17 protein-coding genes are annotated in these 17368 nt (G+C 51.3%); 4 read left to right on the top strand and 13 right to left on the bottom strand.

Going from position 1 to position 17368, the window contains the following annotated elements; genetic code table 11:
- Positions 1–5: 5 nt before the first annotated feature.
- A complete protein-coding gene (locus AC9UEO_RS07345) occupies positions 6–989 on the bottom strand; it encodes a Bug family tripartite tricarboxylate transporter substrate binding protein (RefSeq protein WP_509531563.1) in 984 nt (327 codons plus the stop codon).
- A gap of 66 nt (positions 990–1055) precedes the next feature.
- On the opposite strand from AC9UEO_RS07345, the gene AC9UEO_RS07340 reads away from it, so the two are divergent.
- Positions 1056–3341: a cytochrome P450/oxidoreductase gene (locus tag AC9UEO_RS07340; protein WP_509531560.1), complete on the top strand. Its 2286-nt coding sequence runs from the start codon at positions 1056–1058 to the stop codon at positions 3339–3341.
- Positions 3342–3352: 11 nt separating this feature from the next.
- Here AC9UEO_RS07340 and AC9UEO_RS07335 read toward each other — a convergent pair whose 3' ends face one another.
- The 7 genes from AC9UEO_RS07335 to AC9UEO_RS07305 form a co-directional block, all read right to left on the bottom strand.
- Entirely contained in the window at positions 3353–3715 is a 363-nt protein-coding gene (locus AC9UEO_RS07335; protein WP_509531557.1) for a c-type cytochrome, read from the bottom strand.
- Between the two features lie 93 nt (positions 3716–3808).
- A complete protein-coding gene (locus AC9UEO_RS07330; RefSeq protein ID WP_509531555.1) occupies positions 3809–5089 on the bottom strand; it encodes a PQQ-dependent sugar dehydrogenase in 1281 nt (426 codons plus the stop codon).
- A 239-nt stretch (positions 5090–5328) separates the two neighbouring features.
- A complete protein-coding gene (locus tag AC9UEO_RS07325; RefSeq protein ID WP_509531552.1) occupies positions 5329–5973 on the bottom strand; it encodes a response regulator in 645 nt (214 codons plus the stop codon).
- A 140-nt stretch (positions 5974–6113) separates the two neighbouring features.
- Entirely contained in the window at positions 6114–7763 is a 1650-nt protein-coding gene (guaA, locus tag AC9UEO_RS07320) for a glutamine-hydrolyzing GMP synthase (protein WP_509531549.1), read from the bottom strand.
- Positions 7764–7787: 24 nt separating this feature from the next.
- Positions 7788–9257 (bottom strand): IMP dehydrogenase, encoded by a 1470-nt coding sequence (guaB, locus tag AC9UEO_RS07315; protein ID WP_509531545.1) that lies wholly within the window; start codon positions 9255–9257, stop codon positions 7788–7790.
- A gap of 73 nt (positions 9258–9330) precedes the next feature.
- Positions 9331–9660: an RnfH family protein gene (locus tag AC9UEO_RS07310; protein ID WP_509531543.1), complete on the bottom strand. Its 330-nt coding sequence runs from the start codon at positions 9658–9660 to the stop codon at positions 9331–9333.
- Positions 9657–10091, bottom strand: a complete 435-nt coding sequence (locus AC9UEO_RS07305) for a type II toxin-antitoxin system RatA family toxin (RefSeq protein ID WP_509531541.1) — start codon at positions 10089–10091, stop codon at positions 9657–9659. Before AC9UEO_RS07305 ends, AC9UEO_RS07310 begins: the two co-directional genes overlap by 4 nt.
- A gap of 71 nt (positions 10092–10162) precedes the next feature.
- Between AC9UEO_RS07305 and smpB the strand changes: the two genes are divergently transcribed.
- Positions 10163–10636 (top strand): SsrA-binding protein SmpB, encoded by a 474-nt coding sequence (gene smpB / locus AC9UEO_RS07300; RefSeq protein ID WP_509531692.1) that lies wholly within the window; start codon positions 10163–10165, stop codon positions 10634–10636.
- Here smpB and AC9UEO_RS07295 read toward each other — a convergent pair whose 3' ends face one another.
- Positions 10637–11326, bottom strand: a complete 690-nt coding sequence (locus AC9UEO_RS07295; RefSeq protein WP_509531539.1) for an ABC transporter ATP-binding protein — start codon at positions 11324–11326, stop codon at positions 10637–10639.
- Between the two features lie 32 nt (positions 11327–11358).
- On the opposite strand from AC9UEO_RS07295, the gene AC9UEO_RS07290 reads away from it, so the two are divergent.
- The gene (locus AC9UEO_RS07290; RefSeq protein ID WP_509531537.1) at positions 11359–11961 is read left to right on the top strand and encodes an arylesterase; all 603 of its coding nucleotides are present in this window, start codon (positions 11359–11361) and stop codon (positions 11959–11961) included.
- Positions 11961–13043, top strand: a complete 1083-nt coding sequence (gene mnmH / locus AC9UEO_RS07285; RefSeq protein ID WP_509531535.1) for a tRNA 2-selenouridine(34) synthase MnmH — start codon at positions 11961–11963, stop codon at positions 13041–13043. The genes AC9UEO_RS07290 and mnmH overlap by 1 nt, the downstream gene beginning before the upstream one ends.
- On the opposite strand, the gene AC9UEO_RS07280 is transcribed toward mnmH, so the two are convergent.
- Genes AC9UEO_RS07280 through AC9UEO_RS07265 form a run of 4 tightly spaced genes read right to left on the bottom strand, consistent with a single transcriptional unit; the run spans position 13028 to position 17356 of the window.
- Entirely contained in the window at positions 13028–14263 is a 1236-nt protein-coding gene (locus tag AC9UEO_RS07280) for an aminotransferase class I/II-fold pyridoxal phosphate-dependent enzyme (protein ID WP_509531533.1), read from the bottom strand. The two genes, mnmH and AC9UEO_RS07280, sit on opposite strands and share 16 nt — an antisense overlap.
- A 2-nt stretch (positions 14264–14265) precedes the next feature.
- On the bottom strand, positions 14266–14790 hold the full coding sequence (locus tag AC9UEO_RS07275) for a phosphoribosyltransferase (protein ID WP_509531531.1): 525 nt from the start codon (positions 14788–14790) through the stop codon (positions 14266–14268).
- A gap of 23 nt (positions 14791–14813) precedes the next feature.
- On the bottom strand, positions 14814–16187 hold the full coding sequence (locus AC9UEO_RS07270; RefSeq protein ID WP_509531529.1) for an adenylosuccinate synthase: 1374 nt from the start codon (positions 16185–16187) through the stop codon (positions 14814–14816).
- A gap of 11 nt (positions 16188–16198) precedes the next feature.
- Positions 16199–17356: an ATP phosphoribosyltransferase regulatory subunit gene (locus AC9UEO_RS07265; protein ID WP_509531527.1), complete on the bottom strand. Its 1158-nt coding sequence runs from the start codon at positions 17354–17356 to the stop codon at positions 16199–16201.
- Positions 17357–17368: the final 12 nt, after the last annotated feature.

Here is a 17368-nt window from a genome sequence, read left to right as displayed (position 1 = left end):
CGCTGTCAATCCAAAGAAATACCTTGCTGCTTGATGATTTTGTGCCACAGCACAGTTTCTTTGCGCAACAACTCGGCATACTGATCAGGCGTGCTGGCCACGGGTTCAATACCGAAATCAATCAGTTTTTGACGCACAGCAGGATGGTTGATGGCTTCAGCTACTTGTTTGTGCAAAGCCTCTACCACCTCGGGCGGGGTAGCTGCTGGCGCCACAATGCCCACTTGCGCAGATGCCTCTATCTGCTTGTAGCCCAGTTCGGCGAATGTCGGCACATCGGGGAGTTGCGGCAAGCGTACCGAATTTGCCACCGCCAAAGCTCGGATTTTCCCGCTCTTGATAAAGCTTGAACCTGCAGCCAAGTCCACCATCATGACGGGTATTTGTCCTCCTGCTAAATCGACCAATGCAGGTGCTGCGCCTCGGTACGGTATGTGAACCATGAACAACCCCGCATGGACTTTCAACAATTCCATCGCCAAATGGTGCGGGCTGCCTGCACCCGCCGAGGCAAAACTCACACTGCCTGGCTTGGCTTTGGCCTTGGCGATGAAGTCCTTGGCGTCTTTGGCGTCGGATGCCGGGCCGACCACCAAAATCATGGGGAACTTGCCCATCAAAGTCACAGGTGTGAGGTCTTTATGGGGGTTGTAAGCAAGCTTGGTATACAAGGCCGGGTTGAACACCATGGTGCCGTTATCCGCCGACATGAAGGTGTGGCCGTCAGGCGCTGCTTTAGCCACGTCGACCGCCGCAATGGCTGTGTTGGCTCCTGGCTTGTTGTCAATCACGATCGTTGGCTTCACCTGTGTTGCCATTTGCTGGCTGATGGTTCGGGCTAAGAAATCTGAGCCACCACCAGCAGGGTAAGGTACCACCCAACGAAGGGTCTTACTCGGATAAGCCACAGTTTGCGCCTGCAACAAACAAGAGGCGCCACACAGTAGGATCAGGGCCAATGCGGCACATTTGCTTTTTGGTTGACTCATAAGGGCTCCTTGTGCTGAGCAAAATGACCAGCGGTATCTTTTTTTCATTGTAGGGTGACCTCCACCATGACTTCAGATCCTTTGGGCTGTCCCATCAGCCATCAAGCACAGGACTTCAATCCGTTTGAAGAAGCCTATCTTCAAGACCCGCCTGAGTACCTGCGCTGGGCCAGAGAAAAGGAACCAGTTTTCTTTAGCCCTGAGTTGGGCTATTGGGTAGTAGCCCGCTATGACGATATCAAGGCCATCTTTCGAGATCATGCGAATTTCAGTCCTGCCAATGCTTTAGAAAAAATCACCCCCCCCAGCCCTGCGGTATTGGATGTCTTGGCGTCTTACAACTACGCCATGGGAAGAACCTTGGTCAACGAGGATGAACCTGCTCACATGGCACGGCGTCGTTTGTTGCTGGAGCCTTTCACCCCCGAGGCTTTGAAGCAGCACGAACCCATGGTGAGAAAACTTTGCCGCTCGTATGTGGATGCCTTCATCAACGCTGGCCAAGCCGATTTGGTAGAACAAATGCTGTGGGAAGTCACACTCACCATCGCTTTACATTTTTTAGGCGTTGACGAAGAAGACATGCCTTTGCTGCGCCAATACTCCATTGCCCATACTGTCAATACCTGGGGTCGCCCAGAGGAAACAGAACAACTCAAAGTAGCCCACGCTGTCGGTAATTTTTGGCAACTGGCTGGAAAAATTCTACAGAAGATGCGGCAAGATCCGTCTGGGCCAGGATGGATGAAATTTGGCATACGTATGCAAGCTCAACATCCTGATGTGGTTACCGATTCGTATTTGCACTCCATGATGATGGCAGGCATAGTGGCTGCACATGAAACCACTGCCAATGCCACAGCCAACGCACTGCGACTGCTGCTAGAGCATCCCAGCGCTTGGGCGGAGTTGGTTGAAGACCCTGAACTCATACCCAATGCCATCGAGGAGTGTTTGCGGTTTTCAGGCTCTATTATTTCTTGGCGACGCGTGGCTTTGTCTGACGTGAATGTCGGTGGGTTGTCATTACCAGCAGGTAGCAAATTTCTCATGGTGATGACATCGGGCAATCACGATGAATCACATTTCAAAGATGCAGACCTGCTCGATATCCACCGCTCGAACGCCAACAACCATTTGTCTTTTGGCTATGGTGCACACCAGTGCATGGGTAAAAACTTGGCCCGTTTGGAATTGCAAATATTCATTGAAGAATTGACACGACGTTTGCCGCATATGCGCTTAAAAGCGCAAAGTTTTAGCTATCTCTCCAATATGTCTTTTCGCGGCCCAGAACACTTATGGATTGAATGGGACCCCACAGACAACCCTGAACGCCATGACCCCGGCCTTTTAGACAAAGTGCAAGCTGTTCGTATTGGGGAGTCGACTCGCAAATTGTCCACTTTTTCTGCAGGTGTACATGCCCTGCGTCACGAAACTAAAAACATTGTGTCCCTGCAACTCAAACCCTTGGATGGAAAAACATTCCCAACATGGGCAGCAGGTGCGCATGTAGATGTAGTATGTGGCACCACAGGCATAGCACGGCAATACTCTTTATGTGGAGACCCTAGTCACCCCGATGAATGGAAATTGGCTGTATTCAAAGAGCCGCACAGCCGAGGTGGCTCACAATGGATACACCATTCGGTCAGCCAAGGGGATGTGTTGCATTTGCGAGGCCCTAGAAACCATTTCCCCTTTGATGAGACTGCAGGCCAGGTGGTTTTTGTGGCGGCGGGAATTGGTATCACACCATTGATGCCTATGGCACTCAAGGCCAAACAATTGGGTATCGACTATGCGCTCCATTACAGCGGAAAGTCTCGCAAAGACATGGCATTTGTGGACAGCTTGTTGGGAATACATGGCCAGAGACTTGCGTTGCACATCAGCGATGAAGGTGGCCGCGCAAATTACGGACAGGTCTTGCGTGACTTCAGTACCGAAGTACAAGTCTATGCATGTGGTCCTCAAGGTTTATTGGCTGAACTCGAAATCCTTTGTGACAGCTTGCCTCAAGCTATTTTGAAAGTCGAGTATTTCCAAAGCTCAACGAATGGCTTAGAGCCGCTTGAAGAACATGCTTTTGAAATAGAACTCAAAGACTCCGGCTTGGTGGTTCAAGTACCGCATAACCGAACCGTGATGGAAGCCTTACGCTCTGTCAATATCGACGTGCAAAGCGATTGCGCAGAGGGTCTATGTGGATCGTGCGAAGTGCGGGTTTTATCTGGCAACATAGACCACCGCGACAAAGTCTTGACAGCCAAAGAGCGTCAGTCGAATTCCAAGATGATGGTGTGCTGCTCAAGAGCTCATGGCGATCGACTGGTGCTTGAGCTTTGAGTAATCTATGCTTAAGGTTTGAGCAACAAGATCAATTGAGCCAAGCTTTTGGCGTCCGCATCAGACACCTGCGGTTGAGGGGGCATCATGTCTTCACCCCATACGCCAGAACCACCGGCTTTGATTTTGGCTGCAAGTTTCCCAACAGCCTCTTTGTCGCTTGAATATTTTTCAGCTACCTCTATGAACTGTGGTCCATATTTGCGCTTTTCAATTTGATGGCAGGCCATGCAATTATTGGCTTGCATCAGCTTTTTCAGCTGCTCGGTATCTGCATAAGCATGATGGGTGAAAGTCCCCATGCTTGCAAACAGCACCAAACAAGAGAAGAAACTAGAAATAGGGGTTTTGCTATCGCAGAGTAATGTGTACATTTTTTTAAAATTTGACCATGCGCTATTGCGCTTTGAAAAAAACCGCGCTGCTCGAAAGCAGCGCGGTTGAGCCTAACGATTAAAACGTTGACATTAGTTAGCAGGCATCACACGGTAGATGTTGCCACTGGCTTCATCAGCAACATACAAAGCGCCATCTGGGCCTTGTGAGATGTGACGGAAGCGACCAGCAAATGTGGGCCACAACAATTCTTCACGCGTGGCGGAAGTTCCGTCCTTGGTGATGTCAAGAATGTCAATACGGTTGCCTGTGGGTGTGCCGTGGATACCAATTCCTGCGTATCCAACAGCCAGGCGGCCTTCCCATTCTTTCCATTGTTTACCCACAATGAATACGCTGCCACACATGCCTTGGGACAAACCGTTGTTGTTCCAAGCTGGTTTCAATGCATTGGGGTAGGCTTTCAAGTCGGTCATGGGCATGAATGCAGCACGCTCTTTTTGTGGCAATGCGCCCATTTGGTTGGGCGAGTAACCGCAGTAGCCATCTGGACATGCGGGTCGACCGTTCACGTTATCGCGTGGATCCCAGCCACCATTACCGCCATTAACGACTTTGGTCACTTCATCGCTGTGCCATGGGCCGTTTTCAGACAGGTAAACGTCACCGGAGCCAGGGCGAAAGGCAATACCTTGGGGATTGCGAAAGCCATATGCAAACACGCGCTTGTCAAAGCCAGCAGGAGGGTTGTTACCAGCTGCAGCTTTGCCGTCACGGTCAACACGCAACAATTTGCCGCGCAGCTCTGTTGGGCTTTGAGGTCCGGCACCGTTGTGGTTGTCGCCAATGGTCACATACAAGAAACCATCAGGACCGAAGCGAACACGACCGCCGTTGTGGGCACCAGGTCCACCAAAGGGGTGGTTGGATTTCATGGGTTTGTAGCCAAGGTCGTTGATGATTTCAGTAACATCAGAAACACTGCTCAAAGAATTGACTTTCATTCTCATGAGAATGTTGTTGTAACCGCCGTAGGTGCGGTTGCTGCCCTTAGAGCTGGAGTAGAGGTAAACCAAGCCGTTTTTGGCAAAGTCGGGGTCAACTGCAACACCTTGCACACCAGCTTGGCCGTCGCAAAACAAATCGTTCTTGGTGGCAGAGTAACCTGAACTGCCGCCCACACCCAGCAATTTGTTCACACTGCCAGATGGCAAGCGCACGGACAAACCACCACATTTCTCTGTGAAAAACATAGTCCCATCAGGCAAGAACGCCATGTCCCATGGATCCTTGGATGTTTGAAAAACTTCGGCAGTGACGTTCAGGGCCAGTGCGGCTTGAGAAGCCATCAGTCCTGCTGCTGCCATACCCGCAGCGATCATTCCTGATTTCATTTTTGTTGAAAATTTCATTCTTTCTCCATGTTGTGCAATAGCCAACTCTTAAAACCTAAGAGCGACCTGAGGGTTTGTGCAAATTCACGAATTCCAATTCACCAAAACAACCAATAAAAAATTGACTGTCAAAAATTGAGATCCGCACAAATTTTTAACTTGAAACTTGAACGAATGCCTAGTAGAACTACCTAGAGAATTAATGTTGTGAATATTTCCCATGAGAATTCGCGTGGTCAAGACCTCACATAAAAACACTATGCAATAAAGTTGGGGTCGATGATGTTGTGGCGTTGGGCTAAGTGAACAAAACCAGCCAAAGTATCAACTTTGAGTTTTTCTCTGATCTTGGTTTGACGGTTATAGACCGTCTTTTCATTCAAATTCATAACATTTGCGCAGTAGCTGATCGTCTTGCCTTGCGCTAGCAATCGAAACAACTCTAGCTCGCGCAAAGTAAGCGAGTCGATGCGGGCCAATTCTTCATCTGCATCACTTTGGCTAAGGGACGATGCAGCGTCCGAATCAATAAATTCTTCTCCTACATAAGCAGCATGAATAGAAAGTAGCAATTTCTCAGGCGCAACATTCTTGGATACAAATGCTTTAGCGCCCTCTTGCAAGGCTTTTTTCCTGATCGAGTGCGAGTCGTACATAGAGCAAATCAGTACTTTTGCATTGGGGTCACGCATAAGCAACTTCTGCAACAAACTCAAGCCACTGACACCGGGCATTGACAAATCCAATACGGTGACATCCGGGTGGTAAACCACAAATGCCATGTAAGCGGAGTCAGCGTCACTCGCCTCGGCTGCTACCTCAATGTTTGAATCGGATTCGAGCAAGCGCTTATAGCCAGCTCGAACAACAGGATGGTCATCAACCAATAAAACTCTGATCATAGAAAATGAATTACGTGTTTAAAAACTTCGAAAAGCATCTAGGCAAATAAAGCCCGTATGTTGAAGCAAACACGTTGATGGGAAAAATTCCCATCTGTAAAAATAGGTAATTTATAGGGCTTTATAAATATAAGGGAATCCTACTCCCACTCAATGGTCGCAGGAGGCTTGCTACTCACATCCATCACCACCCTGTTGATACCACGAACTTCATTGATGATGCGACCCGATGCCTTTTTTAATAAGGCATAGGGCAATTCGGCCCAGTCTGCCGTCATGAAATCGCTTGTCACTACGGCTCTCAAAGCCACCACATAGTCGTAGGTGCGGCCATCTCCCATAACCCCTACGCTTTTCACGGGTAAGAACACCACAAATGCTTGGCTGGTGGCTTCATACCAATTGCGCGGGGCTTGGGTGCCGCCAAAGGCCACAGAAGTTGCGTCGCCTTCAAAAGGCGTGTTGCGCAGTTCTTCGATGAAGATGGCGTCTGCTCTGCGCAGCAAGTCTGCGTATTCCTTTTTCACTTCACCCAAGATGCGAACACCCAAGCCAGGACCTGGGAAGGGATGGCGGTACACCATGTCGTGCGGCAAACCCAGCGCAACGCCAAGTTCTCGCACCTCGTCTTTGAACAAATCGCGTAGGGGTTCTAGCAACTTCAGACCCAGTTGCTCGGGCAGTCCACCCACGTTGTGGTGGCTTTTGATGGTGACGGCTTTTTTGCTTTTGGCGCCACCACTTTCAATCACATCGGGATAGATAGTGCCTTGCGCTAAAAAGGTGGCCCCCTTATGACCGCCAGTTCCTGCTTTGAGTTTGGCAGCTTCTTGTTTGAAAACGGTGACAAACTCTGCACCAATGATTTTGCGCTTGGCCTCGGGGTCTGCAACACCTGCCAACTTCCCCAAGAACAAGTCGCTGGCATCAACGCGCACAACTTTAGCGTGAAGCTTGCCCGCAAACATCTCCATCACCGCATCGCCTTCGTTCAAGCGAAGCAGTCCATGGTCGACAAACACGCAAGTGAGTTGGTCGCCTATGGCGCGGTGTATGAGTGCGGCAGCAACAGACGAATCTACGCCGCCTGACAAGCCCAAAATCACCTCTTCGCTACCTACTTGTTCACGGATACGCGCAACCGCTTCTTCGACGTAGTTGCCCATCACCCAGTCAGGGGATGCCTTGCAAATATCCAGCACAAAACGGTTCAGCATGGCCCTGCCCTGCACCGTATGGGTCACTTCAGGGTGAAACTGCACACCGTAAAAATGTCGCGCCTCATCAGCAAAACCTGCTATTGGGCAACTCTCGGTGCTAGCCATCAATTTAAAGCCTGCAGGCAATTGAGTCACCTTGTCACCGTGACTCATCCATACTTTCAGCATGCCATGACCTTCAGGCGTGGTGAAGTCGGCAATGTCTTTGAGCAAGGCTGTGTGGCCTCTGGCTCTCACCTCAGCGTAGCCAAACTCTCGGGTATGCCCAGCTTCCACCTTGCCACCGAGTTGCTGCGCCATGGTTTGCATGCCATAGCAAATACCCAAAACAGGGATGCCTAATTCAAACACCGCGTCTGGTGCACGGTCGTCCACTTCATACACACTGGCGTGGCTGCCCGACAAGATGATGCCCTTGAGCTTGCCGTCTTTGGCGAACTCACGTATCCAATCGTCGCTGACATCACAGGGATGCACTTCGCAATACACATGGGCTTCGCGCACACGGCGCGCAATCAGCTGGGTGACTTGCGAGCCAAAATCAAGAATCAAAATAGTGTCATGTGACATGGTAGTTACCTGCGCAAAGGCAAATTATTCAGCGCGGTAATTCGGCGCTTCTTTGGTGATTTGCACATCGTGCACATGGCTCTCACGCATACCGGCGGTGGATATTTCAACGAACTCAGCGCGGTTACGCATGTCTTCAATGCTTGCACACCCGCAATAGCCCATGGCCGCACGCACACCACCAGCCATTTGGTAGACGATGCTGACCATAGAGCCTTTGTAAGGCACTCGGCCTTCGATGCCTTCGGGTACCAATTTATCGGCGTTCGGGTTACCTGTGGTGGCTTCTTGGAAATATCGGTCTGCACTGCCCTGCTGCATGGCACCAATGCTGCCCATGCCACGGTAGCTTTTGTAGCTGCGGCCTTGGTACAAAATCACTTCGCCGGGCGCCTCTTCGGTACCCGCAAACATGCCGCCCATCATCACGCAAGAGGCGCCCGCAGCAATGGCCTTGGCGATGTCACCGCTGTAGCGTATGCCCCCATCAGCAATCAAGGGCACACCTGAGCCTTGCAATGCAATAGCCACGTTATCAATGGCAGTAATTTGTGGCACACCTACACCTGCAACGATACGTGTGGTGCAGATGGAGCCTGGTCCAATGCCTACCTTCACGCCATCTGCGCCCGCCTCTACCAAGGCCAAAGCGGCAGCACCTGTCGCAATATTGCCCCCCACCACATCAATATGGGGGTAGTTGCTTTTTACCCAACGAACACGCTCAATCACGCCGTGGCTGTGTCCATGCGCTGTATCGACCACGATGGCATCTACACCCGCTTTGACCAGTGCGGCCACACGCTCCTCGGTACCAGGGCCCACGCCCACCGCCGCACCGACTCGCAAGCGACCCGAAGCGTCCCGCGCGGCATTGGGGAAACTGGTTTGCTTGGTGATGTCTTTGACAGTGATGAGACCTTTGAGTTCAAAAGCGTCATTGACTACCAATAAACGCTCCAACTTGTGTTTGTTAAGCAAGGCTTTGGCTTGTTCGGGTGTGGTGCCTTCGGGCACTGTAATCAAACGCTCACGCGGGGTCATGATTTCCTTGACCTTGACTTCGTAGCGTGTTTCAAAACGCAAATCCCGTCCTGAGACGATGCCCACCACTTTGCCGCCATCGCACACTGGAAAACCAGAGATGCCCATTTGTTCAGACATCACCATGACTTGTCTCACCGTGTGATCGGGCGTGATGACCACCGGGTCTAGCAAAACGCCACTTTCGTAACGCTTGACTTTGGCGACCTCTGCGGCCTGTTGCTCAGCAGTAAGGTTTTTATGAACGATACCCATGCCGCCTTCTTGAGCGATGGCAATGGCCAAGCGGGCCTCTGTGACTGTGTCCATGGCAGCCGACACCAAGGGCAAATTCAAAGCGATATGGCGTGAAAACTGGGTAGAGAGTTGGGTGTCCTTAGGCAGGACCTGTGAATAGGCGGGGACCAGCAACACATCGTCGAAGGTCAGCGCTTTGCCGAGCAGGCGCATGGTATGTCTCCAAAAACACGATCATACTGGCACTGCAAAGCGCAGGGATTCGCTCCCCCTGTGCGCCAAGAACTCAGTAACCGGCTTTCGCGCCTGGTCGGCGTTGGGCAAATAAGCCCGCAGCACGGCTGCCTTGCTGGTTAAAGCGCAAGCGACGTGCCTCTTTGGGGTCCACTTTCAAGGGACGCAGCAACTCAAGGCGGTCACCCTGCACAAGTGGCGTGTCCATTTGCACAGCTTTACCCCAAACGGCAGTGCGCCATGCAGAAAATGATTCTGTCGTTAAACCAAGTTGCTGCAGGGCGATGGCTTTTGCATGAACTGCGGTCGAACCCTCATTACAGTCCACAAGTGTGCAAACCACTTGGCGCGGACCCATGGAGATCACGACTTCAATTTTCATGAGGCGTAAATCACTTCAGCGCGATTGACAAAAGAGTCAATCAACGTGGCCGCTATGCGGTCAAACACAGGACCCACCAAGGCGCCAAAGACAGAATCAAAACTGTAGGAGAGTTTTAACTCCACTCGGCAAGCACGCTCCTCGCCTAGCGGGATGAAATTCCACTCGCCTTGCAAGTGCTTGAATGGACCGTCCACCAAATCGAGCCGAACCTGTTGAGGCATAACATGGGTGTTGTGCGTGGTAAAGCTTTTATGCAATCCGCCGAAAGTCATCCCTATGCGGGCGGTCATGGAGTCGGGCGTTTCATCCAGAATTTCAGTCTTGTCGCACCACGGCAGAAAACGAGGATAGCTCTTGACATCAACGACCAAATTGAACATCTCTTGTGCACTAAACCAGATAAGGACAGACTTCTCGATGGTTTTCATAGAATGGGGGCTCTGCCAAGTTGGCGGTTGTGGCGATTGTAAAGACCTCGCCTTTCTCTGTTTACCCCTTTATGGCCACCAAAACCGACGCTTCTACCCGTATTGCCGACAATAAAAAAGCGGCCTTCAACTACTTTTTCGAAGAACGTCTTGAGGCTGGGATGGTCTTAGAAGGCTGGGAAGTCAAAGCTGCGCGTGAGGGCAAGGTTCAGCTGACAGACGGCTACGTGGTCATACGCAACGGCGAGATGTATGTGATTGGTTGCCAAATCAACCCATTGAAAACCGCCTCCACCCACGTCAACCCAGATGCAGTGCGGTCACGCAAACTGCTGCTACACAAAGAGGAAATACGCCGCTTGATCGGCAAAGTGGAACAAAAAGGTTACACCTTGGTACCCTTGAATTTACATTGGAAAAATGGGCGTATCAAATGCGAAATTGCCTTGGCTAAAGGCAAGGCAGAGCATGACAAACGCGACACCATCAAAGACCGTGAAGGTAAACGCGAGGTTGAACGTGCAATGAAGAGCCGTACCCGCTGATTAACTGATCAGTTGAGCCTGTCCAGCTTCTATCAACAAGCGCTGATCGCAACGCTGGCTTAAAGCGACATCATGGGTCACCAATACCAAAGTAGTCCCCAACTCTTTGTTAAGTTCAAGCATCAGCGCCATGACTTTTTCGCCTGTGGCATGGTCCAAACTGCCGGTTGGCTCGTCTGCCAGCAAGACGTCTGGCTTGACCACAAATGCCCGAGCCAATGCCACTCGTTGCTGCTCACCGCCACTCATCACTTTGGGGTAATGATTCAAGCGCTCTGCAAGGCCCACACGCGCAAGCATCTCTTTGGCCACGGGTTTAGGGGTGGGGTGACCCGATAACTCAAGGGGCAACATGACATTTTCGAGAGCTGTCAGGGGTGCCAACAATTGAAAACTTTGAAAGACAAAACCAATGTGCTTGGCGCGTAATGCAGCACGCTGGTCTTCATCCAAGGCGAACAGATCTTGTCCCGCGATATGCACTGTTCCCTGGGTTGGGGTATCTAAACCCGCCATGATGGCCAGCAAAGTACTTTTCCCCGAGCCAGAAGCTCCCACAATAGCCAAGGTTTGTCGGGCATTTAAAGAAAAATCGATATCGCGGAGAATGTCGAGGGTGCCAGTGGCATCTGTGACAGATTTGTAGACATGAGAGACGGCAATCAGGCTGGAGGACATACGCAGTGGCATTGTGGAGACGACGTTACTTTAACTTGCTCGCCTTGAGCCTGTTCACTCAAGGTGTATTTGCCCCTTTGGCATTGGCGCAAGATCGTTCATTGCTGGTTGTTGGCGACTCCCTCAGTGCTGAATATGGCTTGCCTCGGGGCAGCGGTTGGGTTGCTTTGCTGTCGCAACAATTGGCCCAAGAGAAGTTAACTTGGCGAGTGGTCAACGCCAGCATCAGTGGTGACACAACAGCAGGCGGTCGCTCCAGAATACCTGCGCTTTTGCGACAACACCAACCTGACATTGTCATCATTGAACTGGGTGGCAATGATGCATTGCGGGGATTTTCAATGAAAATGACCGAGGAAAATTTACAAGAGATGATCTTGGCATGTCAATCGATCAAAGCCAAAGTACTCTTGGTGGGCATGCAAGTGCCGCCTAACTATGGGGCAGACTATGCTGCACAGTTTTCACAAGTTTTTATTCGTTTGAGTAAGACCCACAAAACAGCCGTGGTTCCTTTTTTGCTGAAAGGAATCGCGGACGCACCCAATGCCGCTGAGTGGTTTCAAGCCGATCGTATTCACCCCAACGCCACTGCACACCCACGAATGCTTGCCAATGTGTGGCCAGTGTTGAAGAAATTGCTCTGATGCCTGTTGAACTTGTCAGCGCACAAGAGACCATGAGCTTGATGACGCAAAACGCGCGCTTGAGTTGCATCATTGATGCTCGCAGCGAAGATGAGTTCGCCCTAGACCATTTGCCCTTGGCATTGAATTGGCCTTCTCTGACAAATGAAGAACGCATTAAGGTAGGCACACTCTATAAACAAGTTGGCGCTTTCGAGGCAAACAAGCTTGGCGCATCATTGGTCGCTGCCAATATTGCAAGGCATATTGAAAACCATGTGATGGATCTGCCAAAAACATGGCGGCCATTGCTTTACTGCTGGAGAGGCGGAAAACGTAGCGGTTCTTTGGCCTTGGTGCTTGGACAAATTGGCTTTAAAGTCAGCGTGATTGAAGGTGGCTACAAAGCCTTTCGAGCGGCAGTTGTTATGCACACCAGTCAATTGGCTTTAAGTCTTCACTTTAAGGTCATCACTGGCCCCACCGGCTCTGGCAAAACTCGCCTCCTTCATACCTTAGCTGCGCAGGGTGCGCAGGTTTTAGACCTTGAAGCGCTAGCAGTGCATCGCAGTTCGGTATTGGGTCGCATCCCTGGCCAAGCCCAACCCAGTCAAAAGCAATTCGATATGCGGATTTGGAATACGCTAAGTCAGTTTGACCCTGCCAAAGTGGTCTTTGTAGAAGCAGAAAGCAAAAAAGTCGGCAATGTCAGCGTCCCCGAAACTCTCATAGATACCATGCGAGCGAGCGAATGTGTCGACTTGTCATTGCCATTGCAAGCAAGAGTGGAACTGTTGATGGAGGACTATGCGTTCTTTGTGCAAGAGCCCGAGAAGTTTTGCGACAGGTTAAGCACCCTGATTGAAGCCCGTGGCAAAGTTGTGATTGAGCAATGGCAGTTGCTTGTTCGCTCTGGTCATATTCGCCAAGTGGTTCAGGAGTTGTTGTTGCATCACTATGACCCCACTTATGCGCGGTCCGTAGAGCGCAATTTTCGCCGCTGGCCTGATGCCTTCAAGGCAGAGCTGAAAGACCATCATGCAGCTTCGCTGCAAGCATTGGCGAAACAATTGATCGCACAGTCAACTCAGATACCCGCTTGATTAAGCGCTTGAGACAAATCGTCAATCAAGTCCTCGGTGGCCTCCAACCCGACAGATAAACGCACAAAGCCGCCTTGCAACAAATCTGGGTTTGTGAACTGCCTCAACTCAAGTAAGCGGTAAGGAACCACCAAGCTCATGGGACCGCCCCAGCTAAAGCCCAATTTAAACAGCCGCAGAGAATCGCAAAAGGTATCGAGTTGCGCTTGACTGATGGTCGGGTCTAAACGCAAGCCAAGCAAAGCTGCTGCAAGACCTGAAGAATGAACTGGCCCATGTGCAGGTTGATCAGCTGCACACAGCCGCCGCCAGTTGGCGTGACCAGGTGAGGCCACCAAAGCGGGGTGCAGCACCTGCGCAAACGCAGGCTGCTGCAAGCACCATGCAGCCAATGCCCGTGCTGAGTTGTCCTGCTGCCTGTAACGCAATTCCATGCTGGGCAGTGAACGCAAAACCAGTTCAGCGTCATTAGCCCCAACACCCAGGCCAAGACGCATATGGCTGAGTTTGAGTTGCTTGGCCAAATGGTCATCACAAGTGGTGACGCTACCCATCAGCACATCACCTCCTCCGCTGGGGAATTTGGTCAATGCGTGAATGCTGATGTCTACCCCTAATGACCTTGCACCTTGTTCTGGCTCGAGATCAAACGGGGCAAATGCCAAACCCGCACCCCAGGTGTTGTCAAGCGCGGTTAACACGCCCTTGGTCCGCGCCAATCTGACCATCTCGACAACATCGGGAAACTCCAGCGTTACAGATCCAGCTGCTTCTATCCAAATCAAACGGGTTTGTGAGGTGATGCGGGAAGACAAATCAGCAAGATCCATGGGGTCATAAAGTTGGTAGCTGATACCCCATTGCTTTAACTCGCCCTCGGCAAACGCTTTGTGAGGCCCATAAACATTGTCAGGTAATAAAACTTCGTCCCCATGCTTGAGCAAGGCCATGTTTACCAAGGCGATCGCGGCAAGGCCACTGGGTACCAACACAGCGTGTAGAGCGCCCTCTAGTTGGCAAATGCGCTCCTCTAAGGTAAATGTCGTGGGTGTCCCATGAAGACCATAGGTATAACCCTTTTTATCAAGCCAGGTGCGATCTCGCATGGCTTGAACATTTGGAAAAATAACTGTGGAAGCTTTGTGTACTGCAATTTGCGGCGCCTCAAAGTCAGGGGGCGCTTTGTAGCTATGGTGAATAAGCGCAGTAACAGGCTTCATCGCTAAACCCGCCACTTCTCCAGTAACTTGGCAGGACGCGTCGTATCGTAGGCCTCAAAAGGTTGGTGGATCCAAGGGTTGGTTGATAGGTATTCCACAGAAAAATCAGGCGTGAAACTCGATACGCCTTTGGTCCAAATCACCGCACTGCGCAACTCTGTGATGGGCGAATAATTGTTGCGCAGCATATCGATGACGGCGTTCAAAGTGTGTCCAGAATCAGCCAAGTCGTCGACCAGCAATACGCGACCGGCAATTTCACCTTTAGGGGTGGTGATGTAACGCGCAATGTCTAAATGACCTTGAACAGTGCCACCTTCCGAACGGTAAGAACTGGTGGACATGATGGCCAAGGGCTTATCAAAAATGCGCGAAAGCACGTCGCCAGGGCGCATTCCGCCTCGGGCCAAGCACAAAATAGTGTCGAACTCCCACCCAGATTGGTGAATCTTGATGGCAAGCTTCTCAATGAGGTTGTGGTACTCGTCATAAGACACATACAAATGCTTGCCGTCTTCAGTCAACATGGCTGTACTTTCTTGGGGGGCGATCAGTCGTGAAAAGGATGGCGAACCATGATGGTGTGGTCACGGTCCGGGCTGGTAGAGATTAAATGGATAGGAACACCTGTAACCGTCGCAATGCGTTCCAAATACGCACGTGCTTGAGGCGGGAGTTTGGCGTATTCGGTAATGCCCACGGTGCTATCAGTCCAACCTGGCATGGTTTCGTACACCGGCTTGCATCTGGCGATGTCATCTGCGCCCATAGGCAAAATGTCTATGGTGCTGCCGTCTAATTCGTAAGCGGTGCAGAGTTTGAGTTCATGCAGACCATCTAACACATCGAGCTTGGTGATGCACAGACCGCTCAATCCATTGACTTGCGCGCTTCTCTTGAGCAGCGCTGCATCAAACCAACCGCAACGTCTAAAGCGCCCTGTGGTGGTGCCTTTTTCTGCGCCGACGGTACTCATGTGCCAACCTGGTGTCCCTTGCACATCCCAGTCGAGTTCAGTGGGGAAAGGTCCGCCGCCTACGCGGGTGCAATAGGCCTTGGTGATACCCAAGATGTAATGCAAGAGGCCTGGTCCTACCCCAGAACCAGCGGCAGCATTCCCAGCGACGCAGTTGCTTGAGGTTACAAAAGGGTAAGTGCCGTGATCGACATCAAGCAAAGTACCTTGGGCACCTTCAAACAACAAGTTAGAACCAGCATGGTGCGCATCATTGAGTTCACGAGAGACATCCGCCACCATGGGCAAGATTTGCTTGGCATGGTCCATGGCTTCATCAAAGACGGCTTGGAATTGCACCTTACCGTTACTGATAAAAGTTTTCAGGGCATCGGGAAAAATAAATTTATCAGAGCCCAAGAAAGTTGTCAGCACATGGTTGTGTAAATCGAGGAGTTCACGTAACTTGCTGGCGAAGCGTTCAGGGTGCTTGAGATCTTGCACGCGCAAAGCACGTCGTGCAATTTTGTCTTCATAAGCAGGGCCAATGCCGCGCCCTGTAGTGCCAATTTTCTCAACACCACCTTGTTCACGGGCGGCTTCTCTCGCCACATCCAAAGCAGCATGAAAAGGCAAAATCAGCGGACAGGCTTCACTGATGCGCAAGCGCGAACGCACCTCCACACCCGCCTTTTCTAATCCTTGGATTTCTTCTAACAATTTGCCGCAAGAAAGCACCACACCGTTGCCGATATAGCACTTTACACCTGCTCGCATGATGCCACTGGGTATGAGATGCAGGGCAGTTTTGACGCCATTGATGACCAGCGTATGGCCTGCATTGTGTCCGCCTTGGAAGCGCACCACGCCTTGCGAAAATTCGGTCAACCAATCGACCAATTTACCTTTACCTTCATCGCCCCACTGGGTGCCTACGACGACGACATGACGTCCGTGTTGTTTACTCATGGTTTAGGAATTCAAGTTGAGGCTAAGGGTTGGAGCGTCCATTGCCCCTTGAGAAGAACAAGCTCTCGATCACAGTGAAATTCATCAACTTCGCTGTCATGTCCAGGCAGCATACAGACTACCGTATGTCCTTGTTCGCGTAATTTGGCAATCGCTTGATGCAAGCCTGCATCTTCTCCCCAAGGAGCGCGAATCGCGGCTTGTGGAACTGGGCGTTGAATCAAACTGACCAAAGCTTTGATGTCTAGGCTAAAGCCCGCCGCAGGGCGTTTGCGCCCAAACAAGGCACCCACTTCGTCATAGCGCCCACCCCGCACCAGTGCGTCACTGGCCTCGGGCACAAATACAGCAAAACGTGGACCGCTGTAGTAGGCAGCTCCTCGCAAATCTGCCAAATCGATACTGACTTGATGACCGTTCACATGTGTCGCCAACCAACGCAATTGCGACAAGGCCAACAAGACCTCAGGCCAGTCCTTAAATACCACCTCGGCACGATCTAGAACATCCAAGCCACCGTAAAGCTGAACCAAGGCCACCAAAGCATCACCCAATGAAACTGGCAATGATGCAGCTAGGCTGCGCATGGCGCTGATATCTTTGTTCGTCAGGGCTTGAGCAACAGCTTCATACTGCGAAACCGTCAAGCTGGTGTTTTGCAGCAATGCGGGGAGAATGCGTGCATCGCTTAAATCGACATGAAAAGAAGAAATAGCACTGGACTGCAAACACTGCAAGGTAAGTTGCAAAATTTCTAAATCGGCCTCCAAGCCCGCATGGCCATAAATTTCCGCACCAAACTGCAAGGGTTCACGGGTGGCATAAGGACCTGGCGCACGGGTGTGAAGCGTAGGGCCGCAGTAGCAAAGACGGGTGACGCCCGCGCGGTTGAGCAAGTGAGCGTCAATGCGAGCGACCTGTGGCGTGGTGTCGACCCTCAGCCCCAAAGTGCGCCCTGACAACTGGTCAACCATCTTGAAGGTTTGCAAGTCGAGTGAGCTGCCAGTGCCGGACAAAAGCGATTCAATATGCTCCATTAAAGGGGGAATGACAAGCTCGTAGCCAAAAACTCGCGCAGTGTCTAAGCACAAACGCCTGAGCTCTTCGATGTGCCTAGCTTCAGAGGGCAAAACATCGGCAATATGATCTGGCAAGACCCAAGCAGTCATGAGGGGGATAGC

Source organism: Limnohabitans sp., assembly GCF_040401495.1.
Classification (GTDB): domain Bacteria; phylum Pseudomonadota; class Gammaproteobacteria; order Burkholderiales; family Burkholderiaceae_C; genus Limnohabitans.
Note: the sequence above shows the minus strand (reverse complement) of the source record. Positions and strands in the feature narration are given on the sequence as shown.

What these genes read in the sequence shown, in the direction of transcription:
- AC9UEO_RS07275 (WP_509531531.1), bottom strand. Translation starts at nt 14,790, where the DNA reads ATGTTGACTGAAGACGGCAAGCATTTGTATGTGTCTTATGACGAGTAC.
- AC9UEO_RS07295 (WP_509531539.1), bottom strand. Translation starts at nt 11,326, where the DNA reads ATGCCACTGCGTATGTCCTCCAGCCTGATTGCCGTCTCTCATGTCTAC.
- AC9UEO_RS07270 (WP_509531529.1), bottom strand. Translation starts at nt 16,187, where the DNA reads ATGAGTAAACAACACGGACGTCATGTCGTCGTCGTAGGCACCCAGTGG.
- guaB (WP_509531545.1), bottom strand. Translation starts at nt 9,257, where the DNA reads ATGCGCCTGCTCGGCAAAGCGCTGACCTTCGACGATGTGTTGCTGGTC.
- smpB (WP_509531692.1), top strand. Translation starts at nt 10,163, where the DNA reads ATGGCCACCAAAACCGACGCTTCTACCCGTATTGCCGACAATAAAAAA.
- AC9UEO_RS07335 (WP_509531557.1), bottom strand. Translation starts at nt 3,715, where the DNA reads ATGTACACATTACTCTGCGATAGCAAAACCCCTATTTCTAGTTTCTTC.
- AC9UEO_RS07265 (WP_509531527.1), bottom strand. Translation starts at nt 17,356, where the DNA reads ATGACTGCTTGGGTCTTGCCAGATCATATTGCCGATGTTTTGCCCTCT.
- AC9UEO_RS07305 (WP_509531541.1), bottom strand. Translation starts at nt 10,091, where the DNA reads ATGAAAACCATCGAGAAGTCTGTCCTTATCTGGTTTAGTGCACAAGAG.
- AC9UEO_RS07340 (WP_509531560.1), top strand. Translation starts at nt 1,056, where the DNA reads ATGACTTCAGATCCTTTGGGCTGTCCCATCAGCCATCAAGCACAGGAC.
- AC9UEO_RS07280 (WP_509531533.1), bottom strand. Translation starts at nt 14,263, where the DNA reads ATGAAGCCTGTTACTGCGCTTATTCACCATAGCTACAAAGCGCCCCCT.
- AC9UEO_RS07310 (WP_509531543.1), bottom strand. Translation starts at nt 9,660, where the DNA reads ATGAAAATTGAAGTCGTGATCTCCATGGGTCCGCGCCAAGTGGTTTGC.
- mnmH (WP_509531535.1), top strand. Translation starts at nt 11,961, where the DNA reads ATGCCTGTTGAACTTGTCAGCGCACAAGAGACCATGAGCTTGATGACG.
- AC9UEO_RS07345 (WP_509531563.1), bottom strand. Translation starts at nt 989, where the DNA reads ATGAGTCAACCAAAAAGCAAATGTGCCGCATTGGCCCTGATCCTACTG.
- guaA (WP_509531549.1), bottom strand. Translation starts at nt 7,763, where the DNA reads ATGTCACATGACACTATTTTGATTCTTGATTTTGGCTCGCAAGTCACC.
- AC9UEO_RS07325 (WP_509531552.1), bottom strand. Translation starts at nt 5,973, where the DNA reads ATGATCAGAGTTTTATTGGTTGATGACCATCCTGTTGTTCGAGCTGGC.
- AC9UEO_RS07330 (WP_509531555.1), bottom strand. Translation starts at nt 5,089, where the DNA reads ATGAAATTTTCAACAAAAATGAAATCAGGAATGATCGCTGCGGGTATG.